Annotated in this window: 28 protein-coding genes; 19 read left to right on the top strand and 9 right to left on the bottom strand. The window is 67.0% G+C overall.

The features are described 5' to 3' along the window. Nucleotides 1-2: 2 nt before the first annotated feature. From ffh to DES45_RS02830, 5 genes are all read left to right on the top strand, one after another. Entirely contained in the window at nt 3-1559 is a 1557-nt protein-coding gene (ffh, locus tag DES45_RS02850) for a signal recognition particle protein (protein ID WP_114768441.1), read from the top strand. A gap of 72 nt (nt 1560-1631) precedes the next feature. Continuing rightward, nucleotides 1632-1985 carry a 30S ribosomal protein S16 gene (rpsP, locus tag DES45_RS02845; RefSeq protein ID WP_114768440.1) on the top strand — a complete coding sequence of 118 codons (354 nt, stop codon included), beginning with the start codon at nt 1632-1634 and terminating at the stop codon, nt 1983-1985. Nucleotides 1986-1990: 5 nt separating this feature from the next. Further along, the gene (gene rimM / locus DES45_RS02840) at nt 1991-2707 is read left to right on the top strand and encodes a ribosome maturation factor RimM (RefSeq protein ID WP_114768439.1); all 717 of its coding nucleotides are present in this window, start codon (nt 1991-1993) and stop codon (nt 2705-2707) included. Then, complete coding sequence (gene trmD / locus DES45_RS02835; RefSeq protein ID WP_114768438.1) at nt 2704-3384, top strand: tRNA (guanosine(37)-N1)-methyltransferase TrmD; 681 nt, start codon at nt 2704-2706, stop codon at nt 3382-3384. The genes rimM and trmD overlap by 4 nt, the downstream gene beginning before the upstream one ends. Before the next feature lie 92 nt (nt 3385-3476). Then, nucleotides 3477-3758 (top strand): hypothetical protein, encoded by a 282-nt coding sequence (locus tag DES45_RS02830; protein WP_114768437.1) that lies wholly within the window; start codon nt 3477-3479, stop codon nt 3756-3758. 45 nt (nt 3759-3803) lie between these two features. Here DES45_RS02830 and DES45_RS02825 read toward each other — a convergent pair whose 3' ends face one another. Next, the gene (locus DES45_RS02825) at nt 3804-4745 is read right to left on the bottom strand and encodes a DMT family transporter (protein WP_114768436.1); all 942 of its coding nucleotides are present in this window, start codon (nt 4743-4745) and stop codon (nt 3804-3806) included. Nucleotides 4746-4840: 95 nt separating this feature from the next. Between DES45_RS02825 and DES45_RS02820 the strand changes: the two genes are divergently transcribed. The 3 genes from DES45_RS02820 (at nt 4841) to leuC (ending at nt 7459) form a co-directional block, all read left to right on the top strand. After that, entirely contained in the window at nt 4841-5323 is a 483-nt protein-coding gene (locus DES45_RS02820) for an Lrp/AsnC family transcriptional regulator (RefSeq protein WP_114768435.1), read from the top strand. Between the two features lie 127 nt (nt 5324-5450). Then, nucleotides 5451-5840: a 50S ribosomal protein L19 gene (gene rplS / locus DES45_RS02815; protein WP_114768434.1), complete on the top strand. Its 390-nt coding sequence runs from the start codon at nt 5451-5453 to the stop codon at nt 5838-5840. 212 nt (nt 5841-6052) lie between these two features. Then, nucleotides 6053-7459, top strand: coding sequence for a 3-isopropylmalate dehydratase large subunit (leuC, locus tag DES45_RS02810; protein ID WP_114768433.1), 1407 nt, complete (start codon nt 6053-6055; stop codon nt 7457-7459). Nucleotides 7460-7537: 78 nt separating this feature from the next. Here leuC and DES45_RS02805 read toward each other — a convergent pair whose 3' ends face one another. Further along, nucleotides 7538-7849, bottom strand: coding sequence for a hypothetical protein (locus DES45_RS02805; RefSeq protein ID WP_147282334.1), 312 nt, complete (start codon nt 7847-7849; stop codon nt 7538-7540). 124 nt (nt 7850-7973) lie between these two features. Between DES45_RS02805 and DES45_RS02800 the strand changes: the two genes are divergently transcribed. Genes DES45_RS02800 through DES45_RS02790 form a run of 3 tightly spaced genes read left to right on the top strand, consistent with a single transcriptional unit; the run spans nt 7974 to nt 9538 of the window. Further along, a complete protein-coding gene (locus tag DES45_RS02800) occupies nt 7974-8231 on the top strand; it encodes a hypothetical protein (protein WP_114768431.1) in 258 nt (85 codons plus the stop codon). Between the two features lie 4 nt (nt 8232-8235). Then, entirely contained in the window at nt 8236-8658 is a 423-nt protein-coding gene (locus DES45_RS02795; protein ID WP_114768430.1) for a metallopeptidase family protein, read from the top strand. Between the two features lie 10 nt (nt 8659-8668). Next, nucleotides 8669-9538 carry a YdcF family protein gene (locus DES45_RS02790; RefSeq protein ID WP_210210174.1) on the top strand — a complete coding sequence of 290 codons (870 nt, stop codon included), beginning with the start codon at nt 8669-8671 and terminating at the stop codon, nt 9536-9538. On the opposite strand, the gene DES45_RS02785 is transcribed toward DES45_RS02790, so the two are convergent. Further along, on the bottom strand, nt 9468-9989 hold the full coding sequence (locus DES45_RS02785) for a hypothetical protein (protein ID WP_114768429.1): 522 nt from the start codon (nt 9987-9989) through the stop codon (nt 9468-9470). The two genes, DES45_RS02790 and DES45_RS02785, sit on opposite strands and share 71 nt — an antisense overlap. A 251-nt stretch (nt 9990-10240) precedes the next feature. Between DES45_RS02785 and leuD the strand changes: the two genes are divergently transcribed. From leuD to leuB, 3 genes are all read left to right on the top strand, one after another. Then, nucleotides 10241-10843, top strand: coding sequence for a 3-isopropylmalate dehydratase small subunit (leuD, locus tag DES45_RS02780; RefSeq protein WP_114768428.1), 603 nt, complete (start codon nt 10241-10243; stop codon nt 10841-10843). Between the two features lie 208 nt (nt 10844-11051). After that, nucleotides 11052-12242, top strand: coding sequence for a lytic murein transglycosylase (locus DES45_RS02775; protein WP_114768427.1), 1191 nt, complete (start codon nt 11052-11054; stop codon nt 12240-12242). A gap of 190 nt (nt 12243-12432) precedes the next feature. Then, nucleotides 12433-13539, top strand: a complete 1107-nt coding sequence (gene leuB / locus DES45_RS02770; protein WP_114768426.1) for a 3-isopropylmalate dehydrogenase — start codon at nt 12433-12435, stop codon at nt 13537-13539. Between the two features lie 34 nt (nt 13540-13573). On the opposite strand, the gene DES45_RS02765 is transcribed toward leuB, so the two are convergent. Continuing rightward, nucleotides 13574-13909 (bottom strand): hypothetical protein, encoded by a 336-nt coding sequence (locus tag DES45_RS02765; RefSeq protein WP_245429704.1) that lies wholly within the window; start codon nt 13907-13909, stop codon nt 13574-13576. Between the two features lie 139 nt (nt 13910-14048). Between DES45_RS02765 and DES45_RS02760 the strand changes: the two genes are divergently transcribed. Then, a complete protein-coding gene (locus DES45_RS02760) occupies nt 14049-15173 on the top strand; it encodes a sulfite oxidase (protein ID WP_114768424.1) in 1125 nt (374 codons plus the stop codon). Here the strand turns inward: DES45_RS02760 and DES45_RS02755 are convergent. Then, nucleotides 15151-15939 carry a hypothetical protein gene (locus DES45_RS02755; protein ID WP_114768423.1) on the bottom strand — a complete coding sequence of 263 codons (789 nt, stop codon included), beginning with the start codon at nt 15937-15939 and terminating at the stop codon, nt 15151-15153. The two genes, DES45_RS02760 and DES45_RS02755, sit on opposite strands and share 23 nt — an antisense overlap. Nucleotides 15940-16359: 420 nt before the next feature. Between DES45_RS02755 and DES45_RS02750 the strand changes: the two genes are divergently transcribed. Beyond that, entirely contained in the window at nt 16360-17391 is a 1032-nt protein-coding gene (locus DES45_RS02750; protein ID WP_114768422.1) for an aspartate-semialdehyde dehydrogenase, read from the top strand. 78 nt (nt 17392-17469) lie between these two features. Here DES45_RS02750 and DES45_RS25970 read toward each other — a convergent pair whose 3' ends face one another. Then, nucleotides 17470-19581, bottom strand: coding sequence for a PD40 domain-containing protein (locus DES45_RS25970; protein WP_210210173.1), 2112 nt, complete (start codon nt 19579-19581; stop codon nt 17470-17472). A gap of 238 nt (nt 19582-19819) precedes the next feature. Further along, the gene (locus DES45_RS25965) at nt 19820-21403 is read right to left on the bottom strand and encodes a M10 family metallopeptidase C-terminal domain-containing protein (RefSeq protein WP_147282333.1); all 1584 of its coding nucleotides are present in this window, start codon (nt 21401-21403) and stop codon (nt 19820-19822) included. Nucleotides 21404-21694: 291 nt separating this feature from the next. On the opposite strand from DES45_RS25965, the gene DES45_RS02730 reads away from it, so the two are divergent. Beyond that, nucleotides 21695-22201, top strand: a complete 507-nt coding sequence (locus tag DES45_RS02730; protein WP_114768420.1) for a GNAT family N-acetyltransferase — start codon at nt 21695-21697, stop codon at nt 22199-22201. A 186-nt stretch (nt 22202-22387) separates the two neighbouring features. Beyond that, nucleotides 22388-22918 carry an inorganic diphosphatase gene (ppa, locus tag DES45_RS02725; RefSeq protein WP_114768419.1) on the top strand — a complete coding sequence of 177 codons (531 nt, stop codon included), beginning with the start codon at nt 22388-22390 and terminating at the stop codon, nt 22916-22918. Nucleotides 22919-22970: 52 nt separating this feature from the next. Here the strand turns inward: ppa and DES45_RS02720 are convergent, their stop codons facing one another. Then, nucleotides 22971-23324 carry an antibiotic biosynthesis monooxygenase family protein gene (locus DES45_RS02720; protein ID WP_114768418.1) on the bottom strand — a complete coding sequence of 118 codons (354 nt, stop codon included), beginning with the start codon at nt 23322-23324 and terminating at the stop codon, nt 22971-22973. Beyond that, nucleotides 23321-23650, bottom strand: coding sequence for an NIPSNAP family protein (locus DES45_RS02715; protein ID WP_114768417.1), 330 nt, complete (start codon nt 23648-23650; stop codon nt 23321-23323). Before DES45_RS02715 ends, DES45_RS02720 begins: the two co-directional genes overlap by 4 nt. Nucleotides 23651-23729: 79 nt before the next feature. Between DES45_RS02715 and DES45_RS02710 the strand changes: the two genes are divergently transcribed. Beyond that, nucleotides 23730-24473 (top strand): ArsR/SmtB family transcription factor, encoded by a 744-nt coding sequence (locus DES45_RS02710; protein WP_114768416.1) that lies wholly within the window; start codon nt 23730-23732, stop codon nt 24471-24473.

Here is a 24473-nt window from a genome sequence, read left to right as displayed (position 1 = left end):
CCATGTTCGAGGGCCTTTCCGACAAACTCTCCAATATTCTCAGCGGCCTCACCCGCCGCGGCGCGCTGACCGAAGAGGACGTCAACGCGGCGCTCCGCGAGGTGCGACGCGCCCTGCTCGAGGCGGACGTCGCCCTCGAGGTCGTGCGCTCCTTCACCGACAAGGTGCGCTCGCGCGCGGTCGGCGCCGAGGTCGTGAAGTCGGTCTCGCCCGGCCAGCAGGTGGTCAAGATCGTCCACGACCAGCTCGTGGAGATGCTGGGCGCGGACGCCGAGGTCATCGACCTCAACGCCGCCCCGCCGGTGCCGATCCTCATGGTCGGCCTCCAGGGCTCCGGTAAAACCACGACCACGGCCAAGATCGCCCGGCGCCTGAGCGACCGCGACAAGCGCCGCGTGCTGATGGCCTCCCTCGACACCCGCCGTCCGGCCGCGATGGAACAGCTCGCCGTGCTGGGCAAGCAGGTCGGCGTCGACACGCTGCCGATCGTGGCCGGCCAGTCGGCGGTGCAGATCGCCCGCCGGGCCATGGAGGCCGCGCGCCTCGGCGGCTACGACGTGGTCATGCTCGATACCGCCGGCCGCGTCACGGTGGACGAGGCCCTGATGGCCGAGGCGGCCGAGGTCCGGGCGGCCACCAATCCGCACGAGGTGCTGCTCGTCGCCGACGCGCTCACCGGCCAGGACGCGGTCAACACGGCCCGCGCCTTCGACCAGCGTCTCGGCGTCACCGGCATCGTGCTGACCCGCATGGATGGCGACGCCCGCGGCGGCGCGGCCCTGTCCATGCGCGCCGTCACCGGCAAGCCGATCAAGCTCATCGGTACGGGCGAGAAGGTCGACGCGCTGGAGGAGTTCCACCCCTCCCGCGTCGCCAACCGCATCCTCGGCATGGGCGATATCGTGTCGCTCGTCGAGAAGGCGGCCGAGAACTTCGACGCCGAAAAAGCCCAGCGCATGGCCGACAAGATGCGCAAGGGCAAGTTCGACCTGGAGGACCTGCGCGACCAGCTCTCCCAGATGGAGAAGATCGGCGGCATCGGCGGGATGCTCGGCATGCTGCCGGGCGTGGCCAAGATGAAGGCCCAGCTTGAGAACGCCAATCTCGACGACAAGATCATCAAGCGCCAGCGCGCCATCATCGACTCGATGACCCCGGCCGAGCGCCGCAACCCGGACATCCTCAAGGCGTCGCGCAAGAAGCGCATCGCGGCGGGTGCGGGCGCCAAGGTCGAGGAGGTCAACAAGCTCCTCAAGATGCACCGCCAGATGGCCGACGTCATGAAGATGATGGGCGGCGGCAAGGGCAAGGGCATGGCCGGCCAGCTCGGCAAGATGTTCGGCCTCGGGGGCGGCGGGATGGGCGGCATGCCCCAGCCGACCCCGGAGCAGATCGAGGCGCTGCAGAAGCAGATGGGCGGCAAGCTGCCCGATTTTCCCGGCGGCGGCGGTCTCCCGCAGATGCCCAAGGGCGTCCCGGGCCTGCCCGGTCTCGGCGGCAACAAGATTCCGGGCCTTCCGGGGCTCGGCGGCTTCCCGTTCGGGGGCAAGAAGAAGTGAGTTTCGTCGTCCCCGGCCCGCCGGGGATGACACGAAGAGTTTGATCACAAGGACACCACAAGGAGAAACCGAATGTCCCTGAAGATCCGTCTGACCCGTGCCGGCGCCAAGAAGCGCCCGTACTACCGCATCGTCGTCGCCGACTCCCGCTCCCCGCGCGACGGCCGCTTCATCGAGAAGGTCGGCACCTACGACCCGATGAAGCCGAAAGACGATGCGGCCCGCGTCACCCTCGAGACCGACAAGATCCAAGCTTGGCTCGCCAAGGGCGCCCAGCCGACCGATCGCGTCCTGCGCTTCCTCGACGCCGCCGGCCTCCTGAAGCGTTCGCCGCGCAACAACCCGCAGAAGGCCGTCCCGGGCAAGAAGGCCCAGGAGCGCGCCGACGCCAAGGCCGCCGCGGCTACTTCGGGCGAGGCTGCGTAAGCACCATGACGAAGGAGCGTTTCCAAAAACGCTCCACCTCCCCCCTCCCCCCTGTGGGGAGGGGCAGGGGTGGGGGTGCGAGCGCCAATATCTCAGATCGTGGCGCCGACACCCCCACCTCCAACTCCTCCCCACAAGGGACAGGAGGGTTGCCGGCGCATCGACGGGACGACCTCGTCCTCGTCGGCGAGTTCGGCCGCGCCCATGGCCTCAAGGGCGAGGTGCGGCTGAAATCCTACACCGGCGATCCCGTGGCGATCGCCGCCTACGGCCCGCTCACCACGGCGAACGGCCAAAAGATTTCCCTGAAGAAAAATGCCCGTCAGGCCCCCGGCGGCGCGCCCGACATGCTGATCGTGCAGGTCGAGGGCGTGACCACCCGCGAGGCCGCGGAAGCCCTCAACCGCACCGAGCTCTATCTCGAACGCGACAGGCTCCCGCCGCCGGACGACGAAGACGAGTTCCTGCTCGCCGACCTGATCGGCCTCCCCGTGCAGGACGAGGCCGGCACGATCGTCGGCACCGTCGTGGACGTGCCGAACTATGGCGGCGGCGACCTGCTCGAGATCAGGCCCGCCAAGGGCGGCGCGACCGCGCTCCTGCCGTTCACGAAGGCGTTCGTGCCGGTGGTCGAGATCGCGGAAGAGCGGATCGTCGCGGCGCTGCCGGACGATTTCTTCGCGCCCGCCCGGGCGCGGCCCGACGACGAGGACGAGGCGTGAGCTTCAACGCCACCATCCTGACCCTCTATCCCGACATGTTCCCCGGCCCGCTCGGCATGTCGCTGTCGGGCGATGCCCTCGCGCGCGGGGTCTGGACACTGACGGCGAAAAACATCCGCGACCACGGGCTCGGACGCCACCGCACGGTGGACGACACGCCGGCCGGCGGCGGCCCCGGCATGGTGCTGCGCTGCGACGTGCTGGCCAGCGCCATCGACGCCAACGTGCCCGAAGGCGACCCGCGTCCCAAACTCCTCATGAGCCCGCGCGGCAAGCCGCTCCGCCAGGACCGCGTGCGCGAGCTGGCGGCCGGGCCGGGCGTCGTCATCGTGTGCGGCCGGTTCGAGGGCGTGGACGAGCGGGTGATCGAGGGCCGGGGCCTGGAGGAGGTCTCCATCGGTGACTACGTGCTCTCCGGCGGCGAGATGGCGGCCTTCGTGCTGCTCGACGCCTGCGTGCGGCTGCTCCCCGGCGTGATGGGCAAGGAGGCCTCCGGCACCGAGGAGAGCTTCGAGACCAACCGCCTCGAATACCCGCACTACACCCGTCCCCGCGAATGGGAAGGGCGCACGATCCCGGAGGTGCTGCTCAACGGCAACCACGCGGCCATTGAGAAATGGCGGCGGGAGCAGTCGGAGAAAATCACACGGGAGAGAAGGCCGGATCTGCTCCGCTAACGGCCACAAGCTCGATTTGCAACAGAGTTCGCTTTATGGTTTCCTCTCGGGGGCGAGGCTTGCCTCTGTGGGTCTCGTCAGGAGGGGGCCGCATGCGGATGGTTGGAGCCGTTATCTTTGGCCTCCTGTGCCTGCTGTCCATTCCTTTCGCCCTGTTCAGCATGATGGTTCTCGCAGCGCCGGCGACAGCGGAGCCTCCGGGAGTCTTTCTGGCGTATCTGCTGATCATTGCGAGCTGGTTGCTTTCCGTGTCTCTGGGCTTCGCCGGCCTGTCGCTTCTGCGGGCGCGCGCCGGTTGGCAGATCGCGGCCACGATGCCGCTCTTTCCCTTGGCCGTGATATTGATCGCGGGGCTTTCCCTCGGCATCTTCTGATCCGCCATTTTGATGGGGTCGGGCTGTTCCCATGCCTCCTTGGGCTCAGGCTGCCTCGCTAGGCTGGGGGCTGGCCCGATCGCCCCGAGTCGCCCGATCCAAAGGCCGGGTAAGACCCAGCCGCCACTTGAGGTTCACGCCCGCGCTTCCCAGCAGGATAAGCGCGATGCCGCCCCACTGGGCCGGCGAGAGGTCGCGGCCGTAGGCGACGTAATCGACCAGGATCGCCACGGCCGGATAGACGAAGGACAGGACCGCCACCCGCGTGGTCGGCAGCTTCTGCAGGGCCGAATAGAGCAGGATGTACATGAGGCTCGTGTGCACCACGCCCACGGTGACGAGGTAGCCCCACTGGAGGCCGTGCGCCGGCAGGGCGGAGAAATCCGCGAGCGGCGCCAGCATCGCCGTGCCGAGCGCCACCTGGACCAGGGCGATGAGGTGGGGCGGGATGCCCTTGAGCCTCTTGGTCACGATGGACGCGACCGCGTAAAGGGCGGCAGCTCCCAGCGCCAGGCCGATCCCCGCGAGATAGCCGCCCGTGAGCGAGAAGCCGGCCGGATCGATCTTCACCACCAGCAGCAGACCCGCGAAGGCGACGGCGATGAAGGCCAGAGCGTCGGCCGTGGGGCGCTCGCCGAACAGCACCACGCCGAGCAGGATCAGGAAGAAGGGCTGCATGTTGTAGACGGTCGTGGCGATCGAGATCGACACGAGGTCGTAGGCGGAGAACAGGAGCACCCAGTTCAGCACGATGGCGACCCCGCCCACGAGGCACAGGAGGAAGGACCCCATCGTGAAGCGCCAGGGAAAGAGAAGGCCGCGCCAGCCGCAATAGGCCGTGAGGCAGACCGCGCCGAACAGGCAGCGGAAGAACACCACGTTCCAGATCGACTGGCCCGACTCGATCACGAAGTACCCGATGGTGCCCGAGATCGCCATGGCGGCCGCCATCTCCAGCCCGCCGCCCCGTTCCGTTCCGTCGCTCATGCGCACCTCCCATGAAGAGGCGACACTTTACGGGTGCAGCCCCGCGCAGTACCGTGACGTTGAAAGGCATCTTACGGGAAAGGAGCTTCGATCCGATGGCCACGGCAGCCAAGAAGCTTCGAAACGAAAACCATGCGCTGGACGAGACCGACCGCGCCCTGATCGCGGCGCTCGCCGCGAACGCCCGCCAGTCGCTCGCCGATCTCGCCCGCACGGTCGGGCTCTCCGGTCCGAGCGTGGCCGAGCGGCTGCGCCGCCTGGAGGAGGCCGGGCCGGTGACCGGCTACTCGGTCGATCTCGACCACCGGGCGCTGGGCTACGGCCTCACCGCCATCGTGCGCATCAAGCCCCTGCCGGGCCAGCTCCACATGGTCGAGAAGCTCCTGGTCGAGAGCCCGGAGGTGATCGAGTGCGACAAGGTCACCGGGGACGACTGCTACATCGCCCGCTACGTCCTGCGCAGCATCGACGAGCTCGACCCGATCCTGGACAAGATCGCCCAGCGGGCCCAGACCAGCACCTCCATCGTCAAGGCGACGCCGGTCAAGCGCCGGCTCCCGCCCCTGCCGGAGGCCTGAGGCCGCTTTTGACCATCGACAATCGCCCGAAACTCCTGTATAGGCGCGGCCTCAACTTAAAACAGGACGCCGAAATCCCGCGGGTTTTGAGTTCGCTCAGGGCCACGTAACGGCAGGAGTTTAGACCATGAACATCATTCAGCAGCTCGAGCAGGAGCAGATCGCCAAGCTCGCCAAGACGATCCCGGACTTCCAGGCCGGCGACACCGTCATCGTCAACGTGAAGGTCAAGGAAGGCGAGCGCTCCCGCGTTCAGGCCTATGAAGGCGTCTGCATCGCCCGTTCCGGCGGCGGCCTCCAGGAGAGCTTCACGGTCCGCAAGATCTCCTACGGCGAGGGCGTCGAGCGCGTGTTCCCGATCTACTCGCCCATGATCGATTCCATCAAGGTCGTGCGCCGCGGCGCCGTCCGCCGCGCCAAGCTGTACTACCTGCGCGACCGTCGCGGCAAGTCGGCCCGTATCGCCGAGCGCACCGACCGCCAGGACAAGGACAAGGCCCCGGCCGCGGCCGAGTAAGCCTTTTAGCCTCACCGGCATTCTGGAAAAGCGCGGTCGCATGGCCGCGCTTTTTGCATATGCGGGCACGCGGCCCGGCAAATTTTGTTGCGTCATTCTGACCGCAAGCTATGCGATGCTTTCAAAGCCCGGCGGCCTTGAGACATCTTTTCTCGACGCCCAAGTGCGGCTAAAGACGCAAAACACTCTCTTTCTCGCTGGAACGCAAAACCATGGCCAATCCCCGCACCCTCTACGACAAGATCTGGGACGACCACGTCGTCGATCAGCAGGATGACGGGACGTGCCTCCTCTACATCGACCGCCATCTCGTGCACGAGGTGACGAGCCCCCAGGCCTTCGAGGGTCTGCGGGTGGCCGGCCGTCAGGTGCGCGCCCCGCAGAAGACGCTCGCGGTGGTCGACCATAACGTTCCCACCACGGACCGCTCGCACGGCATCGAGGATCCCGAGTCCGCGACCCAGGTCGAGACGCTCGCCCAGAACGCCCGCGATTTCGGCGTCGAGTACTACGACGAGCTCGACACCCGCCAGGGCATCGTCCACGTGGTCGGTCCCGAGCAGGGCTTCACGCTTCCGGGCATGACCATCGTGTGCGGCGACAGCCACACCTCGACCCACGGCGCCTTCGGGGCGCTGGCCCACGGCATCGGCACCTCGGAGGTCGAGCACGTGCTCGCCACCCAGACGCTGATCCAGAAGAAGGCCAAGAACATGCGCGTGACGGTGGACGGGCAGCTGCCCGCCGGCGTCACCGCCAAGGACATCATCCTGGCGATCATCGGCGAGATCGGCACCGCCGGCGGCACCGGCCACGTGATCGAGTTCGCCGGCGAGGCGATCCGGTCCCTGTCGATGGAAGGCCGCATGACCGTCTGCAACATGACGATCGAGGGCGGTGCCCGCGCCGGCATGGTGGCGCCGGACGAGAAGACCTACGCGTATCTGAAGGACCGTCCCAAGTCGCCGAAGGGCGAGGCCTGGGACGCGGCGGTGCGCTACTGGGATTCCCTGCGCACGGACGAGGGCGCGCATTTCGACACCGAGATCCGCCTCGACGCCGCCAACCTGCCGCCGATCGTCACCTGGGGCACGTCCCCCGAGGACGTGATCTCGGTGGCCGGAGCCGTGCCGAACCCGGACGACATCCAGGACGAGAACAAGCGCCGCTCCAAGTGGCGCGCGCTCGAATACATGGGCCTTCAGCCCGGCACGAAGATCACCGACATCACGCTGGATCGCGTCTTCATCGGCTCCTGCACCAACGGCCGCATCGAGGACCTGCGGGCGGTCGCCAAGGTCGTCGAGGGCAAAAAGGTTCACGAGGCGGTCAACGCCATGATCGTGCCCGGCTCCGGCATCGTGAAGATGCAGGCCGAGGCGGAAGGCCTCGACCGGATCTTCAAGGAAGCCGGCTTCGACTGGCGCGAGCCCGGCTGCTCCATGTGCCTGGCCATGAACGCGGACCGCCTCGCCCCGGGCGAGCGCTGCGCCTCGACCTCGAACCGCAACTTCGAGGGGCGTCAGGGCTTCAAGGGCCGCACCCATCTCGTGTCGCCCGCCATGGCGGCGGCGGCCGCGGTCGCAGGGCGGTTCGTGGACATCCGCGACTGGAAGTAAGCGCGCTTTCGAGATGCGCATGAAAAAGGCGGCGTCCCGGATGGGGCGCCGCCTTTCGTTTGGGGTTGAGGCCCTGCCTCAGTCGACGTAAACGCGGCGGCCGCCGGCCACCACCTGACGGCAGACCTCGGTCGGACGGCGGACCACGACGCCGTTGCCGCGCACATGCTCGCGGACCACGGTGCGGCAGACCGTGCGGGTGCGCGGACGCTCGACGCGGCGCTCGATCACGCGGCGCTCGACGACCGGGCGGTCCCAACGCTCGCGCACCACGCGGTGATGCCCGGGACCATGATCGCCGATCTGCACCCGGAACTCCTGCGCGTTCGCCACGCCGGAGCCGACGGTCACCAGCCCGGCTGTCGCCAGGATCATCAGAACTTTACGCATTGTTGCCTCGTCATGAGAATGAATGTCGGGAGCCTAACGCGAGCCACCTGAACCCGTTCCGAACGACGTGGCGGTTTGCGGTTCATGGTTGAGCCGGAGTAAACAGGAGCGGGGAGGGCCACGGATGAACGATCAGGAACGGGAGGCCAGGGAGGCGCTGGAGCGCGTCCGGCGCGATTCCGAGACCGTCGGATCCTCGGCACTGGCCCGCATGGGCAACCGCGCCCGCGACCATTTCGGCGCCAGGGACGCCGAAGGCGCCGCCGAGGGCGGCGGCACCGACCCGGTCGAGCTGTGGGGACGACGCATCGGCCGGGCCCTGTCGCTTGTCGGCGTGGTGATCCTTGCCCTATGGCTTCTGGTGCAACTGCGGCTCCTGTGAACCGATGACCGACACCAACGCCACCGACTGGGCCCATCTCCAGGCGCCTTCGCTCGCGGACCTCGAGGCCCTCGCGCACGAGGCCTACGAGCGCCTGCCCGAGGAATTCCGCCAGCTCAGCGAGGGCGTCGTCATCAAGGTCGACGACTTTCCCGACGACGACACCATGCGGGAGATGGAATGCGAGACCCCGTTCGACCTGCTCGGCCTCTTCCGCGGCATCGGCCTGGCGCAGGGCGGCGCCATGATGCAGACGGGCCAGTTCCCCAACATGGTCTGGCTCTACCGCCGCCCCATCCTCGACTACTGGGCCGAGCACGAGGAGAGCCTGGGCTCCCTCGTCACCCACGTTCTCGTCCACGAGATCGGCCACCATTTCGGCCTCTCGGACGAGGACATGGAAGCCATCGAGGCGGCGGCGGGGTAGGGGACCGCCCGTGACCGTCAGCCCGTCCGATATCGACGCGATCAACGAGATCGCCGCCTTCCTGGCACTCGACGACGTCTCCACCGCAGACGGCTTCGTGACCGCACCGGACATCGACTGCATTGTCTGGGCCGGCAACGCCGTGCTGCACACGGCCGAGCAGGCGTTCAGGCTGGTGCGGGACGGCCTCGTCCCGCGGATCCTGCTCTCCGGCGGCATCGGCCACTCGACGCGCCTGCTGTGGCAGACCGTGGAGGAACATGAGACCTATCGCGGCGTCCCGACGGAGGGGCGGCCCGAGGCGCGAATCCTGAAGGACATCGCGACGCGGTTCTGGGATCTGGATCCGGCCCGCATTCTCGTCGACGACGCATCCAGCAACAGCGGTGAGAATGCCGTCTTCTCCCGCCGGATGCTCGACGGGACTGGCGTCGCGGCCGACACGATCCTGCTGGTTCAGGACCCCACCATGCAGCGGCGCACCGACGCCACCTTCCGGCATGTCTGGCGCGACCGGCCGCATGTCCGGTTCCGCAACTGGCCGACCTTCGCGCCGCGTGTGGCGCTCGTCGAGGGCGAGCTTCGCTTCCCTACGGCGCCGATCGCGGGCCTCTGGACGATGGAGCGGTTCCTGTCGCTCCTCATGGGTGAAATCCCGCGTCTGCGGAACGACGCGTCCGGCTATGGTCCCAGGGGCAAGGGCTTCATTGCGGACGTCACCATCCCGGCTTCCGTCGTAGCGGCCTACGCGCCTCGGCGATATCCTCGGCCACGGTTTCGCGGATCGGGTCTTCTGACCGTCCTCCGGCTCAGCGCACGCTCGGGTGATCCGCCGCGAGGAACGGCGTGGAACCGATGCGCCAGCGCTCGGGCGCGATGAAGACGCGGCGGCGCTTGGCGGCCTCGAAAGCCTGGGGCGGCTTCGAATTGTCGATGAAGCGGCCGATCTGCTCCTGGAAGTCGGCCCCGTCGCGCCAGAAGCCCACGTTCACGAAGGTGGTCCAGCGCCGGTCGAGGTCCCACACCATCCAGGGATACTGCTTGCGGTCCGCGACCCGGCTGAGGAACTCGCCGATGAGGCCGGAGCGGTCCGCGATCGTCGCCCGGGTCGACCAGTATTCGAGGAACTCCTCCTCCCGGCCCTTCTTGATGCGCCATTCCACCAGCACGATCCGGGCCGACGTCGCCTCTTCGGCGGCTGTGCTCTGCTCCGGCGCCCGGGCCAGGGCTTCCTGGGCGGATCCGGCCGAGGGCGCAAACGGGAGCACGAGGGCCAGGGCGAGGGCGCAGATGCGGGCGACGCGGCCCATCGGGACGGAATTCGGGAACATGAAAGACGCAAGCCTCCGGGCACACGATCACGGGATTGTGAGACGCCCGGAAGAAAAGGCCAAGATCATTGTCCTGTCATTCCGTAGAGGAATGCCTATCCATTAGTCGTATGCGAGGCCGCTGCCGGCGCCGATGGCGTCAGATTTCCGCCGCCTCGGAACCGCGACCACGATTGGTCTAGTCGCGTCCTTTCGGCTTTGCTAAGAGGCTCTTCGCGGCTATCCGGACGCCGCTGAGGGATGAAGAGACCATGGACAAGTTCACCGTGCTGGAGAGCGTCGCGGCGCCGCTGCGGATCATCAATATCGACACCGATATGATCATCCCCAAGCAGTACCTGAAGACGATCAAGCGCACCGGGCTCGGCAAGGGTCTCTTCTCGGAGATGCGCTACCGCGACGACGGCTCGGAGAACCCGGACTTCGTCCTCAACCAGCCGGCCTACCGCAAGGCCCAGATCCTGGTGGCGGGCGACAATTTCGGCTGCGGCTCCTCCCGCGAGCACGCTCCGTGGGCCCTGCTCGATTTCGGCATCCGCTGCGTGATCTCCACCAGCTTTGCGGACATCTTCTACAACAACTGCTTCCAGAACGGCATCCTGCCGATCAAGGTCTCGCCTGAGGACCTGGAGAAGCTCTTCGACGACGCCGAGCGCGGCGCGAACGCGACCCTCACGGTCGACCTGGAGAACCAGGAGATCCGCGGCCCCGACGGCGGCACGGTGACCTTCGACATCGACCCGTTCCGCAAGCACTGCCTGCTCAACGGCCTCGACGGAATCGGCCTGACCATGGAGAAGGCCCCGAAGATCGACTCTTTCGAGAAGAAGCTCGAGGAACGTCCCTGGGCGTGAGGTTCCGCCGTCATTCCGGGACGGCCGGAGGCCGGGCCCGGAACCCATAACCGCTGACGGTTCAGGTCGAGCGGGGCGCTTATCGCCTCTTCTTACAGCGCTGGCGTTTCTGGATTCCGGGCTCCGCTGCGCGGCCCCGGAATGACGAAGCGACGCACATCCAGCCCAGTTTCCTTATATTAACCAAATTGCCTGCACATTGCGGGGCATGACTCGATTCCTTGCTTCCGCTATCTTCGCTCTCGCCGGGCTGGCCGCCGCGACGCCGGCATCCGCCCAGGCCGATTTCAGCTCCTGCCTGTCGGGCCTGCGCTCCCAGGCCGCCGCCAAGGGCATCTCGTCCCAGGCCTTCGATGCCGCGACCCGCGGCATCGCCCCGGACCTTAAAATCCTCGAGCTCATGCAGAGCCAGCCCGAGTTCAAGACCGAGATCTGGGACTATCTGGCGGCGCTCGTCGACGAGCAGCGGGTCGAGGACGGCATGGCGGCGATGCGCCAATGGGGCCGGGCGCTCGCCAGCGCCGAGGCGCGCTTCGGCGTCGACCGGCACGTGATCGCCGGCGTCTGGGGCGTCGAATCCGATTTCGGCAAGAATTTCGGTGACCGGCCGCTCGTGCAGTCCCTCGCGACTTTGTCCTGCTACGCACCTCGCCGGCGCGAGTATTTCACGGGCGAGCTGATGGCGACCCTGAAGATCGTGCAGGACGGCGACATCGATCCAGGCTCGCTCCGGGGCTCCTGGGCCGGCGCCTTCGGGCACACGCAGTTCATGCCTTCCACCTTCCAGCGCCTCGCGGTGGACGGCGACGGGGACGGGCGGCGCGACGTGGTGAACTCGGTGCCGGATGCGGTCGCCTCGACGGCGAACTTCCTGAAAAAGGCCGGCTGGGACAACGGCCTGCCCTGGGGCTACGAGGTGCGCCTGCCGGAAAACTTCAACGCGAAGCTCGCCGGCCGCAAGGCCAAGCGTCCGCTCTCCTCCTGGGCCGCCATGGGCGTGACCCGCATCGACGGGCGCCCGCTTTCGGGCAATTACCAGGCCGGCATCCTGATCCCGGCCGGGGTGAACGGCCCGGCCTTCGTGGTCACCAAGAACTTCGACGCGGTCTATTCCTACAACGCGGCCGAATCCTACGGCCTCGCCATCGCGCTCCTCGGCGACCGGCTGAAGGGCCAGCCCAGCATCCGCACCGCCTGGCCGACCGACGATCCGCCCCTGTCGCGCGCCCAGCGCAAGGAGCTCCAAAGCCTCCTCCTCTCCCGCGGCTACGACGTGGGCGAGCCGGACGGCAAGGTCGGGGCCAAGACCCGCGAAGCCATCAAGGACGTGGAGCGCCAGCTCGGCATGGAGCAGCGCGGCCGCCCCGGCGCCAAGGTGCTGCAGGCGCTGCGGGGGTAAATCCTCTCAACCGTCATTCCGGGGGCAGCATGCACACTGCCATGCGCTCCCGGCATGACCATGCGTCCTCCGCCTAACGGCCAAGGCGACAAACGCTTGCCAAGGCTGGGTTCCCGCGCCTAAACCCCGGCATGGTCGTCCCGGCGCGGTCCGGGCCCCACGAAGCCATTTCGAGCGAGGACACCCCACCATGGCAACGCACAAGCTTCTCCTTCTCCCCGGCGACGGCATCGGCCCCGAGGTCATGCACGAGGTCGAGAAGATCGTGGAGTGGTTCCGCAAGCGCGGCGTCGGCTTCGAGACCGAGACCGATCTCGTCGGCGGCACGGCCTACGACGCGCATGGCGCGGCCATCTCCGAGCAGGCCATGGAGCGCGCGCAGGACGCGGACGCAGTGCTGTTCGGCGCGGTCGGCGGGCCGAAATGGGACGGCGTGCCCTATGCGGTGCGTCCCGAGGCGGGCCTGCTGCGCCTGCGCAAGGACCTGGGCCTCTTCGCCAACCTGCGTCCGGCCATCTGCTACCCGGCGCTCGCCGACGCCTCCTCGCTCAAGCGCGAGGTGGTCGAGGGCCTCGACATCATGATCGTGCGCGAGCTCACGGGCGGCGTCTATTTCGGCGAGCCGAAAGAGATCGTGACTCTGGAGGACGGCTCCCAGCGCGCGGTCGACACGCAGCTCTACACCACGAAGGAAGTGGAGCGCATCACCCGCGTGGCCTTCGACCTCGCCAAGAAGCGCCGGAACAAGGTCTCGTCGGCCGAGAAGAGCAACGTCATGAAGACCGGCGTGTTCTGGCGCCAGGTCGTGACGCGCATCCACAAGGCCGAGTTCTCGGACGTGGAGCTCGAGCACGTGCTCGCCGACAACTGCGCCATGCAGCTCGTGCGCAACCCGAAGCAGTTCGACGTGATCGTCACCGACAACCTCTTCGGCGACATCCTGTCGGACATCGCCGCGATGCTCACCGGCTCGCTCGGCATGCTGCCGTCCGCATCCCTCGGTGCCGAGGACCCGAAGACCGGCAGCCGCAAGGCGCTCTACGAGCCGGTACACGGCTCCGCGCCCGACATCGCCGGCAAGGGCCTCGCCAACCCGATCGCCATGATCGGCTCCTTCGGCATGGCCCTGCGCTACTCCTTCGGCCTGCTGGAGGAGGCGGACCGCCTCGACGACGCCATCGCACGTGTTCTCGCGTCCGGCACCCGCACCAAGGACATCGCCGGCCCCGGCATGAACGCGGTCGGCACGAAGGAGCTCGGCGACGCCATCATCAAGGAGCTGGACGCGCGCTCCTGAGAAAGAAAAGCCCCGGTCGTTCCGGGGCTTTTTGCTAACGGATCGAGCCGGTCGCGTCGATGTCCAGGAAGGGGTTGCGCGATCCGACGAAGGGCCCGTTGGTGACCGGATCGGGCAGATTGCCGCCGCCGCTGAAGCGCTCGTTGTTCTGCATGTACGGCGGGCTGTTCAGGTAGGATTGCACCTGTCCATAGCCGGTATAGCCCGGATTGATCGAGTTCGGGGCCACCACGTTGCCCGGATCGAGGAAGCTGCGGGGCTGGACCCGGAGGACCTGGGGGCGTTCCCGAGTGGTCTGCGCTTCGGCCGCGACCGAGAAGGCCGAAGCCGCAGCCAGCGAGACCAGACCGATGACGGCAAGGCGGCGCATGTTCATGTCTCCAAATTTGAGCCGCTGTCGTCACCGGCCGGATAAGCCTGGCCGGACCAGCGGGCTGTCAGAACAAGGCGCCTTCGATTAATTTGTTCCCAACCTAACCATACGTCACCACCAAGCAGGACCCGTGCCGATGATGGATTCCCCGCGACGCGACCTCCGGCTTCCCGGCAAGGACCGCCTGACCGTGCTGGGCGAGACGCCGCTCGTGGCCGAGACGCCCGAGGAGCTTCTCGACGACGAAACGACGCCGGTCCAGAAGTTCTTCGTGCGCAACAACGGCCTGCTGCCGGAGCCCGCGACGGACCCGGAATCCTGGACCTTCACAATCGATGGGGAGGTCGAGACCCCGCTCTCCCTCACGGTCGCCGAGTTAAAGGCCACGTTCCCGCATAAGACGTTCCGCATGGTGCTCGAATGCGGCGGCAACGGCCGCTCCTTCTTCGAGCCGCCCGCGGAGGGCAATCCCTGGACCCATGGCGGCGCGGGCTGTGCGGAATGGACCGGCGTGGCGCTCGCCGACGTCCTGTGGACCGCTGGCCTGAAGGAGAGCGCCCTGTTCACGGCCCATTTCGGCGCCGACCCGGACAAGACCGGGCGCCGGGACGTGCAGGCCATGTCCCGCGGCATGCCGGTCGCCAAGGCGCTGGAGGAGCACACGCTCCTGGCCTGGGCCATGAACGGCGAGCCGCTGCCCTTCCTGCACGGGGGACCTTTACGCCTCGTGGTGCCGGGCTGGCCCGGTTCCTTGAGCCAGAAATGGCTGACCCGGATCTGGATCCGCGACCGGGAGCACGACGGCCCCGGCATGACCGGCATCTCCTACCGGGTGCCGGTGAACCCGATCGCGCCCGGCGCCAAGGTCGAGCGGCATGAGACGCGCGTGCTCGAATCCATGCCGGTGCGCAGCATCGTGTCGTTCCCGGCGGACGAGAGCCGCCTGCCGTCCGGCACCCGCGAGATCGAGGTTCGCGGCGCCGCCTGGGCCGGCGACGATGCGGTGGCGCGGGTGGAGGTCACGATCGACGGCGGCGCCACCTGGGTGCCGGCCGTGCTCGCGCCGCCCCGCAACCGCTACGACTGGGTGCGCTGGCGGGCGCGCCTCTCCCTCCCGGGCGACGGCCATTACGAGATCTTTTCCCGCGCGACGGACGACAAGGGCCGGGCCCAGCCGTTCCGGGCGGCGGGCTGGAACCCGAACGGCTACGGCTGCAACGTGATGCACCGGGTGGCGGTCACGGTCGGCCCGGACCTCTGATCGAGGAGGTCCGCTCGTCGGTCCCGCAGGCCGGCAGCCGCTGGCCCTCGGCCTTGGCGAAGATCGCCTTCACGGACGGGTTGTCCGTCGCCCGCAACGTGATCCGGTCGACCAGGCAGGCGATATGGCCCGGCTCGACGGGCTGGGCTTCGCTGCCGCAGAGCCAGCCCTGGAACGCGAAGCTCGCCCCCGGGTCGGCGAAGCGGAAGGCCTGGCAGGTCTGCTCGGAGGCTCCCGCGAGCGTCACGGCTCCGGCTTCCATCGGGCCGAACTTGGTCGGCACCGGCCGGCCCGGCGTGTCGCGCGTTACGGACAGCCCCGCCTCCGCGGCCCGGCGGACGATGTCGACGAAGAAGCTGCGCGCCGGCTCGGTGAAGCCCTGGACCAGGCTGATCCGCCCGTAGCCGATATCCCCGAAGGACCCGAAGGTCAGGGTGTCCTCGCGCCCGCCGCTCATGTGCTCGCGGGCCTCGATCCCGACGGGCGCGACGCGGCCCTCGATGCCGTAGAGTGCGGGAGCGGACGGAAGCGGCCGCCACAGCGGCGGCGGTGCAACCAGTACGGCGGACGGCACCCCCTTCGGCTGGCCCGAAGGGGCCTGCCCGGCATCCTGCTTGGCGAAATAGACCAGCGCAGCAATGCACAGCGACGAGAACAGGATCATCCGCAGCCAGGGCAGGGGCCGGCGCGCGCGGCGGGACGGGCGCTCGTCCTCGCCGTCGAACGCGTCCTCCTCGTCCCAGTCCTGGGTGATGGCCTTCGGCATGGCGCTGCTGGTGAACCTGCGGGTCGTGTCTCGTCCCCATGTTCTACAGTAGCGCTGCCGACGCTTCGAAGGCTTTCGCCCGGCACCGTGAATCAAGGGTTAAGCGCCCACAGGTCATCCCCGGCTTGTCCACGGCGCGCCGCAGGGCTGCCCGGATGCCGCAACCTCGAGAGATCGCTTGACGAAAGCCTGTCTTTGGTGTGTTGCTGAAGGCCAGACCGGGCCCCTGGAATCGGGCCCTGGATGGACGATGGCAATGACGCTGCTCACCACGACGAGCAAAACGAAAACCGTCACGACGGCCGTGAAAACGGCCGAGTAGCCTCGTCGTCCCCGGTCCTCTCTCCCGTCGGGGCGAGAGGCGACACCCGAAAAGGGTTCTAAATATCTCCCGGGGAGAGCGAACACAGGAGAAGTCCAATGGGTTACAAGGTCGCCGTGGTCGGCGCGACGGGCAATGTGGGCCGCGAGATGCTCGACATCCTCGCAGAGCGGGCCTTTCCGGCCGACGAGGTGGTGGCGCTGGCCTCCCGCCGCAGCCAGGGCACGGAGATTTCCTTCGGCGACAAGACGCTGAAGGCCAAGACCCTCGACACCTACGACTTCTCGGACGTCGACCTCTGCCTCATGTCGGCTGGCGGCGAGATCTCGAAGGAGTGGTCGCCGAAGATCGCAGCCCAGGGCGCGGTCGTGATCGACAACTCCTCGGCCTGGCGCTACGACGCCGACGTGCCGCTCGTGGTCCCGGAGGTGAACGCCGAGGCCGTGCGCGAGATGAAGAAGGGCATCATCGCCAACCCGAACTGCTCCACGGCGCAGCTCGTGGTCGCCCTCAAGCCGCTCCATGACCGCGCCACCATCAAGCGCGTCGTCGTGTCGACCTACCAGTCGGTCTCCGGCGCCGGCAAGGACGGCATGGACGAGCTCGACCGCCAGACCAAGGCGCTCTACTCGCTGCAGGACGTGCAGGAGAAGAAGTTCCCCAAGCGCATCGCCTTCAACCTGATCCCGCACATCGACGTGTTCATGGAGGACGGGTTCACGAAGGAAGAGTGGAAGATGATGGCGGAGACCAAGAAGATTCTCGATCCCAAGATCAAGCTCACCGCCACCTGCGTGCGCGTGCCGGTCTTCATCGGCCATTCCGAGGCCGTGAACGTGGAGTTCGAGCAGCCGCTCAGCGCCGACGAGGCGCGCGACATCCTGCGCTCCGCGCCGGGCGTCGTAGTGATCGACAAGCGCGAGCCCGGCGGCTACATCACCCCGCACGAGGCGGCGGGCGAGGACGCCACCTACATCTCCCGCATCCGCGAGGACATCACGGTCGAGAACGGCCTCGCCTTCTGGTGCGTGTCCGACAACCTGCGCAAGGGCGCGGCCCTCAACGCGGTGCAGATCGCCGAGGCCCTGGTGAACCGCGGCCTGCTCAAGGCCAAGCAGCGCGCGGCGTAAGGCTTCGCGGCTCTTCGAAGTTCAAAGGCCGGGGATGGACCTCATTCCCGGCCTTTTTCATGCGTAGCCCTGGTCGCGTCAGACGAAGAAGAAGTCGTTGGCGGAGAGCTTGCCCGCGCCCGCTTCGAGCTTGATGGTGGCGATCTCGACCATCGCCTTGGAGCCGGAGCCGTCCGCATCGAAGTAGAGCTTCTTGGTCTTGTCGTTGTAGATGAAGAAATCGTCCCGGTCGGCGGCCTTTGCGCCCTTCTTGAAGAAGCCGGCCTTCATCTTCACCGGGTTGTCGAGGGAGGCACCCTTGTTCTTCAGCGCCTTGGCGATGGTGCGGTTCGAGAACGCCGCGTCGTCGAGCCAGATCGCGTCGTACCTGGCGCCGAAATCCTCGATCGTGTCCTTGTGCCGGCTGGCGACGCCCTTGCTGGTGAGCCTTACGTCGAACAGGAACGCATCCTGGCTCGCCGCACCCTTGCCGCCATAGAGCCTGTCGCGCCCCTCGCCGCCGCCGAGCACGTCGTTGCCGGCCTCGCCCTTGAGGATGTCGTTGCCCGCATGGCCGGCCAGGATGTTTCCGAATCCATCTCCCGCCAGGCTGTCGCCGCCTGCGCCGCCCGAGAGCGTATCGTGCAGGCCCGTGTCGCGACCCATCTTTCCGGCCGCGATATCGACCTGATAGGGAACGATCCAGGTCTGCGCGCCTTCCTTCACGGTGACGGTGGCGGCCTTCACGCCGGCGGTCGCATAGGCATGGCCGAAGCTGACCTTGCCGCCCGTCGGCGTGACCGACTCGCTCGTGCCGTCGCCCCAGCTGATGCTGGCGCCAGATGCGTGGCCTACGTCGAAGCTCGCCTTCACGTAGCGGCCATCCACGATGGCCTGCCTATGCGGGAGAAGATCGTTGTCGACCCGGAACACGTCGCGCACATCGTTGCCGTCGCCGGGAACGAGGTTGCCGGCCCAGCTGGTGAACAGGATCGAATGCCCATCGGCACCAAATTTGGCATGAAAGCTAATATCGTTGGCAACAGCGCCGGTAGCGGAGCCGATGCGCACGATCTCTCCGGTCTGAAGATCCTTGCGGAAGACCTGTCTGTCTCTGCCGTCGCCGCCGTCGAGATTGGTCGCATCGCTTTCGAACAACACATAACGTCCATCAGGGCTGATATCCGCATAGAGGCATTCGCCATTGGCCTGAACGCCCCCGGAGCCGGTCGAGACCCGGATGGTCTCGCCCGTCACGAGATCCTTGCGGAAGATGTCCGTGTGGCCGTTGGTGTCGCCGGCCACGAGGTTGCCGGCGCTGCTTTGGAACACCACGTAGCGCCCGTCGGCGCTGATCGACGCCTCCCGCGAGGGGCCGTTCGCCTCCGCCTCTTGCCCCTGCGCAGTCCTGCTGCCGGTCGAGACCCGCACCACCTCGCCGGTCACGAGATCCTTGCGGAAGATGTCTGGACGATCGTTCGTGTCGCCGGCGACGAGATCGCTCGCGGAGCTGGTGAAGACCACGTAGCGCCCATCGTAGCTGGCATCGGCATCATCCGATTTGTTGGCGGCCCCGCCATCAGCCCTGGCGGAGACCAGCACCAGGGCACCCGTCTGTAGGTCCTTGCGATAGACGTTGTCGGATCCGCCGATGGTACCGGGAACAAGATTGTCCGCTTCGGTCTGAAAGATCACGTAGCGCCCGTTGCCGGTGAAGCTCGCATCCCGGCTGAAGCCTTCGGCGGGAGCCTGGTGACCCTGCCCGTCCGGCGTCGCCGTATCGATTCGTGTCAGGGCGCCCGTCTGGAGATCCTTGAGAAAGATGCCGGAGTACATGGCACCGTAGCCCGGAACGTCTTCCAAGTCGGACTCGAAAATGACATGCCGTCCATCCGAACTGACAGCGGGATTTTCACAGGCGGTCAGGATGGCTCCGCCGGCTTCCGGCGCGAGCGCGGAGACGATCCGCACCGTTCCGGTCCCGAGATCTTTCCAGATAACGGCTCCGCCCCAGGATCCCGGATCTGCGCCAAGATTCGGGGCTTCGGTGAGGAACACTGCGTAGCGGCCGTCCGTGGTGACGCTGCCAATGCTGCTGCTGCCATCAGCTTCCAGCTCCCGGCCCAGCGCGTCGCGCGGGCCGGTGGAGATGCGGCTGATGAGGTCTGTGGCTTGGGGGCGGGTGAAGGAGGTCAGGCTGAGGGTCGGCATGGGGGCTTACCTTTCGTGGCGCTCAGCATCCCGTCGGGCGAAGCTGCGCCTGGTGGCGCCTTCACCCGGTGGCTGCGGCCGATGCATCATTGTTGCATTCGGCGAATTAGGCCGGCCCTGCTTCCGGGCAACCCTGTTGCATGTGCGATTCGGCACAGGGCGGCGCAAGCACCCCGTCGACGCAAAAAGCCCCGCCGGAGGGCGGGGCTTGCTTGCCGAGGATGCGATGGAAGGCGCGTCAGATGACGAAGAAGTCGTTCTTGGTGAGGCTCGCCTTGTTGGCGAGCTTGGCGATGGCGACGGCCGCCTTCGCGCCCGAGCCGTCCTCGTCGTAGTACAAGACCCCGGTCTTCTTGTTGTAGACCAGGTAGTCGTTGCCGTCCTTGGCCTTGTCGGCCACCTTGAAGAACGCCGCCTTCAGCTTGGCCGGCTTCGAGGCCGAGCCGGAGCCCAGCTTCTTCAGGTACTTGTTGTCGAGCCAGATCGTGTCGTCGGTCGCGTTGAAGTCGGTGATCGTGTCCAGGTTGGTGCGCTTGTTCGGCCGCGTGTCGAACACGAACACGTCCTGGCCGGACCCGCCCGTGAGCACGTCCTTGCCGGCTCCGCCATAGAGCGTGTCGTGACCGGCCTGCCCCGTAAGCGTGTTCGCGCCCGACGTGCCGCGCAGTACGAGATTGGGCGGCGGAGGCGGACTGGTGTCTGGTATGTCGGTGACAGTGATGGCGAAGTCTTTCACCAAGGTGTTGCCAGCGCGATCGGCCACCTGCACCTTGATGGTATGTATGGCCGCCTGTTCGTAGTCGAGCCGCAGGCCATTCTCGACCAGGATTTTGTCTCCCATCAGCTTGAAACGTCCGTCGGCATCATCGAGGAGTGTGTAGGTAAGCTGATCGCCGTAATTCAGGTTGGCGTCCTGCCCGACGACCGTTCCCACCGGGGTGCCGGACGTGGCCCCCTCCTGCACCGTGCTGCCGCTGAGCGTGAGATCGTGCGGCGCCTTTTCCGGCAGAAAACGCTGCTGATAAATGTTGAAGTCGCCGTCCTGGTTCGACGACCAAGTTACGATCCAGCTCCCGTCGGGCAGTGCCGTTACGCGGGGGAAATCCTTGCTCCCGCCTAATGTTGTGTTGATGAGGACATCGATAGTTGAAGATGCCACACCGTTGCGGTCGAATGCCTGCATATAGATCTGATCATCACTGGATTTCCAGGTCACTGCCCAACCGCCACCTGCCAGTCCCGTCACGCTTGTATTTAGTTGAGATCCTGTCGTGGTGACGTTGACGAGCCGATCGGCAGCGGAAGCAGCATTGCCGTCACGATCGAAGCGCTGCTGATAAATGCCGGTGCCGCTGCCGTCCTGCCCATTTGATTCCCAGGTTACGACCCAGCCGCCATCCGTCAGAGCCGTCACACTCGGGTTCGTTTGAGAACCTGTTGTGGTGACGTTGACGATGCGGTCAGCTTGATAAAGTGCATCCCCGTTCTGGTCGAAGCGCTGCTGATAGATGCCATAGCTAGAACCATCTTGCCCCAGGGATTCCCAGGTTACGACCCAACCGCCGTCCGCCAGAGCCGTCACATTCGGATCATATTGACTGTCAGCCGTGGTGACGTTGACGAGTCGGTCGGCTGTGGAGACTGCATTGCCGTTGTGGTCGAAACGCTTCTGATAAATACCGTAGCCGTCTGTGTCCTGTCCGTTGGACTGCCAAGTGACGATCCAGCCGCCGTCTGCCAATGTTGCCACAGTCGGCTCCGATTGGATGTCGGCCGTCCTCATATTGACCCGTGTTTCCAAGCCCGATTTGTAAATTGCCATTGCTTACCCCGATTAAAAACGGTCCGTGAACGCCTGGACAGTGTCGGATTTTCAGCCATATGTTGGTACAACGTTACGTAAACCCATAAGCTCATTACAATGGACCAACAACTCCCCGTTCAGGGGGGTGTCACCCCGTCCCGCGTCGTTCCGACCCATTCCCCTCCCCGGCCCCATTCTGCTTGAATGGCCACGCTTTCACGGGGGTGGAGCCTCGCGCGTTTAAGGCCGCGTTAACCACCTTGCGCGGATGCTCACCGACACTGCTTCTCTTCTCCCGAAGCCAAGACCATGAGCGATCTTCTCGTCAGTATCCGTCAGGCCAAGCCAGGCGACGCCCAGGGGCTCGCAAAAGTGTTCGACGCCGCGTGGCGCGAAGCGTATCTCGGCATCATTCCGGGGCTCGCGCTCGAAAAGATGCTGTCGCGCCGGGGCCTGCGCTGGTGGCGCTCCACGGTGACGCGGGGGCGCCCGCTCGCGGTGCTCGACATCGGCCAGGGGGTGGCGGGTTACGCGTCCTACGGCCGCTGCCGCGACCGGTCGCTGCCGGCCGACGGGGAGATCGACGAGCTGTACCTCCTGCCCGAATACCAGGGCGTGGGCCTCGGCCGGCGCCTGTTCCGGGCCGTGTCCAACGATCTGCGCGCCCGCGAGATGGACAAGATCGTGGTCTGGGCGCTCGCCGACAACGAGCGGGCCTGCGCCTTCTACGAGGGCCAGGGCGGGAAGAGCGTCGCCCGGGTCGAGGAGCGCATCGGCGGCGCGACGCTCGCCAAGGTGGCGTACCTGTTTCGTTGACGCCCTGAGCGGCCTTCGGGCCTGTCTCAGGAAGAAAAGCCTCCGGACGGTCGGAATAGTCCTGGCTCCCACGGGATTTTCTCGAGGCGGCGCACGAACCTGCGGCCGAGCCGCTTACACTTCGGCGGATGATGCGCTAGTGAGGCGTCCAAACCATCAGCCCGTATCGACGGAGACACTCTCGCCATGCGCATCGACGCGATCAAGATCGGAAACAACCCGCCGGAGGACGTGAACGTCATCATCGAGGTGCCGCTGGGCGGCGAACCGATCAAATACGAGATGGACAAGGAATCCGGCACCCTGTTCGTCGACCGCTTCCTCTACACGGCCATGCGCTATCCGGGGAATTACGGCTTCATTCCCCACACCCTCTCGGGCGACGGGGATCCCTGCGACGTGCTGGTCGCCAACACCCGGGCGATCGCGCCGGGCGCGGTCATGAACGTGCGCCCCGTGGGCGTGCTGGTGATGGAGGACGACGGCGGCCAGGACGAGAAGATCATCGCGGTGCCGTCCCACAAGCTGACCCAGCGCTACGACCGGGTCGAGAGCTACACCGACCTGCCGGAGATCACCATCAAGCAGATCGAGCACTTCTTCGAGCACTACAAGGACCTCGAGCCCGGCAAGTGGGCCAAGATCATCCGCTGGGGCGACGCTACGGAAGCCAAGCGCCTGATCATCGAGGCGATCGAGCGCGCCAAGAAGGGCTGAGGTCCGATCCCGCCGATGAATTGAGAGGCCGGAGCAACGCTCCGGCCTTTTTCTATGCGGCCGGCTCGTGCGCCGCGCGGCTGTCCGCCGGCGCCTCGTCGCGCTCGGTCATGCCGTAGTCGCGCAGCACCGCCGCGACCCGCAGGCGGTAGTCGCGAAAGACCCCGTCGCGTCCCTCCCCTTGGGTCGCCCGGTGGGCCGGACGGTTGCGCCAGGCCCGCACCGCCTCCTCGTCGCGCCAGAACGACAGGGACAGGAGTTTTTGCGGCTCGCTCAGGCTCTGGAAGCGTTCGATCGACAGGAAGCCGTCCATGCCGACGAGTTCCTCCTTCAGGGCGGCCGCGAGGTCGAGATAGCGGCCCTTGCGCCCTTCGGCGGGCCAGACTTCGAAGATGACGGCGATCATGGGCGGATCAGCTCCCCGTGCGGCGCCGAGGCGAGGCGCAGGAAAATCCTGTCCTCCCGGCGGATGAATTTCTCGCGCCTGGCGAAGTCGTAGTTGGCGCGGCCGAGCGGATCGTCCCTGAGCCGCGCCCGGTAGGCCTCGTAAGCCGCGAGGCTCTCCACATGATAGACCCCGTAGGCGGTCGTGCTCGACCCCTCGTGGGGTGAAAAATAGCCCACGAGATCGGCCCCGCAACGCGGAATCGCCCGGCCCCAGTTGCGGGCGTACTCGTCGAAGGCTTCGCGGTTGAACGGATCGATCTCGTAGCGGATGAAGCAGGTGATCATCGGATTGGTCCTCTGTGAGCGGGAACGGACCGGACCCTAGCCGATTGCGCGACCGCGATGGTTCGGCTAGCATCGAACCATGAAGGAAGGACCTGCCATCGCACCCGTCGCCGCGCTGCTCGGCGACCCCGCCCGCGCCAACATGCTGGCGGCCCTCATGGACGGAAGGGCGCTCACCGTGAGCGAGCTGGCGCAGGCCGCCGGCGTGACCCTGCCGACCGCGAGCGGACACTTGGCGAAGCTCGAGGCCGCCCGGCTGGTGGCGGCCGAGAAGCAGGGGCGCCACCGCTATTTCCGCCTGTCGGGCCCGGACGTGGCGCAGGTCCTCGAGGCCCTGATGGGCCTCGCCCAACGCACGGGCGCGGTCCGCGTCCGCACCGGTCCCAAGGACGCGGCCCTGCGCTCGGCCCGGGTCTGCTACGATCATCTCGCCGGTGAGCGCGGGGTGGCGCTTCTCGATGGCCTCGAGCGCCAGGGGCTGGTCGCGGGCGGGGACGACCTCGCCCTGACCGATCAGGGGCGGGATTTCTTCACCCGATTCGGCGTGGACCTGGCCCGGCTGGAGAAGGGCCGCCGCCCCGTCTGCCGCGGCTGCCTCGACTGGAGCGAGCGGCGCCTCCACCTCGGCGGCGCGCTCGGCGCCGCGATCCTGTCCGGCATCGTCGAGCGCCGCTGGGGCCGGCGCGACGAGAGCCGCGCCCTCGTCTTCACGCCGGACGGGCTCGAAGCGTTCAACGGCACGTTCGGCCTGTCGCCCGAACCGCCGACAGAGCAGCCCGGGGCGGAGCCTGCTCCGGCGGCTCCGCGCATTCGGGTCCTGTGA

The sequence above is a fragment of the Microvirga subterranea genome, assembly GCF_003350535.1.
Classification (GTDB): domain Bacteria; phylum Pseudomonadota; class Alphaproteobacteria; order Rhizobiales; family Beijerinckiaceae; genus Microvirga; species Microvirga subterranea.
Note: the sequence above shows the minus strand (reverse complement) of the source record. Positions and strands in the feature narration are given on the sequence as shown.

Bases quoted from the DNA above. Each gene is read 5' to 3' on its own strand.
- ffh (WP_114768441.1), top strand. From the start codon at position 3: ATGTTCGAGGGCCTTTCCGACAAACTCTCCAATATTCTCAGCGGCCTC.
- rpsP (WP_114768440.1), top strand. From the start codon at position 1,632: ATGTCCCTGAAGATCCGTCTGACCCGTGCCGGCGCCAAGAAGCGCCCG.
- rimM (WP_114768439.1), top strand. From the start codon at position 1,991: ATGACGAAGGAGCGTTTCCAAAAACGCTCCACCTCCCCCCTCCCCCCT.
- DES45_RS02830 (WP_114768437.1), top strand. From the start codon at position 3,477: ATGCGGATGGTTGGAGCCGTTATCTTTGGCCTCCTGTGCCTGCTGTCC.
- DES45_RS02825 (WP_114768436.1), bottom strand. From the start codon at position 4,745: ATGAGCGACGGAACGGAACGGGGCGGCGGGCTGGAGATGGCGGCCGCC.
- DES45_RS02820 (WP_114768435.1), top strand. From the start codon at position 4,841: ATGGCCACGGCAGCCAAGAAGCTTCGAAACGAAAACCATGCGCTGGAC.
- rplS (WP_114768434.1), top strand. From the start codon at position 5,451: ATGAACATCATTCAGCAGCTCGAGCAGGAGCAGATCGCCAAGCTCGCC.
- leuC (WP_114768433.1), top strand. From the start codon at position 6,053: ATGGCCAATCCCCGCACCCTCTACGACAAGATCTGGGACGACCACGTC.
- DES45_RS02805 (WP_147282334.1), bottom strand. From the start codon at position 7,849: ATGCGTAAAGTTCTGATGATCCTGGCGACAGCCGGGCTGGTGACCGTC.
- DES45_RS02800 (WP_114768431.1), top strand. From the start codon at position 7,974: ATGAACGATCAGGAACGGGAGGCCAGGGAGGCGCTGGAGCGCGTCCGG.
- DES45_RS02795 (WP_114768430.1), top strand. From the start codon at position 8,236: ATGACCGACACCAACGCCACCGACTGGGCCCATCTCCAGGCGCCTTCG.
- DES45_RS02785 (WP_114768429.1), bottom strand. From the start codon at position 9,989: ATGTTCCCGAATTCCGTCCCGATGGGCCGCGTCGCCCGCATCTGCGCC.
- leuD (WP_114768428.1), top strand. From the start codon at position 10,241: ATGGACAAGTTCACCGTGCTGGAGAGCGTCGCGGCGCCGCTGCGGATC.
- DES45_RS02775 (WP_114768427.1), top strand. From the start codon at position 11,052: ATGACTCGATTCCTTGCTTCCGCTATCTTCGCTCTCGCCGGGCTGGCC.
- leuB (WP_114768426.1), top strand. From the start codon at position 12,433: ATGGCAACGCACAAGCTTCTCCTTCTCCCCGGCGACGGCATCGGCCCC.
- DES45_RS02765 (WP_245429704.1), bottom strand. From the start codon at position 13,909: ATGCGCCGCCTTGCCGTCATCGGTCTGGTCTCGCTGGCTGCGGCTTCG.
- DES45_RS02760 (WP_114768424.1), top strand. From the start codon at position 14,049: ATGATGGATTCCCCGCGACGCGACCTCCGGCTTCCCGGCAAGGACCGC.
- DES45_RS02755 (WP_114768423.1), bottom strand. From the start codon at position 15,939: ATGCCGAAGGCCATCACCCAGGACTGGGACGAGGAGGACGCGTTCGAC.
- DES45_RS02750 (WP_114768422.1), top strand. From the start codon at position 16,360: ATGGGTTACAAGGTCGCCGTGGTCGGCGCGACGGGCAATGTGGGCCGC.
- DES45_RS25970 (WP_210210173.1), bottom strand. From the start codon at position 19,581: ATGCCGACCCTCAGCCTGACCTCCTTCACCCGCCCCCAAGCCACAGAC.
- DES45_RS25965 (WP_147282333.1), bottom strand. From the start codon at position 21,403: ATGGCAATTTACAAATCGGGCTTGGAAACACGGGTCAATATGAGGACG.
- DES45_RS02730 (WP_114768420.1), top strand. From the start codon at position 21,695: ATGAGCGATCTTCTCGTCAGTATCCGTCAGGCCAAGCCAGGCGACGCC.
- ppa (WP_114768419.1), top strand. From the start codon at position 22,388: ATGCGCATCGACGCGATCAAGATCGGAAACAACCCGCCGGAGGACGTG.
- DES45_RS02720 (WP_114768418.1), bottom strand. From the start codon at position 23,324: ATGATCGCCGTCATCTTCGAAGTCTGGCCCGCCGAAGGGCGCAAGGGC.
- DES45_RS02715 (WP_114768417.1), bottom strand. From the start codon at position 23,650: ATGATCACCTGCTTCATCCGCTACGAGATCGATCCGTTCAACCGCGAA.
- DES45_RS02710 (WP_114768416.1), top strand. From the start codon at position 23,730: ATGAAGGAAGGACCTGCCATCGCACCCGTCGCCGCGCTGCTCGGCGAC.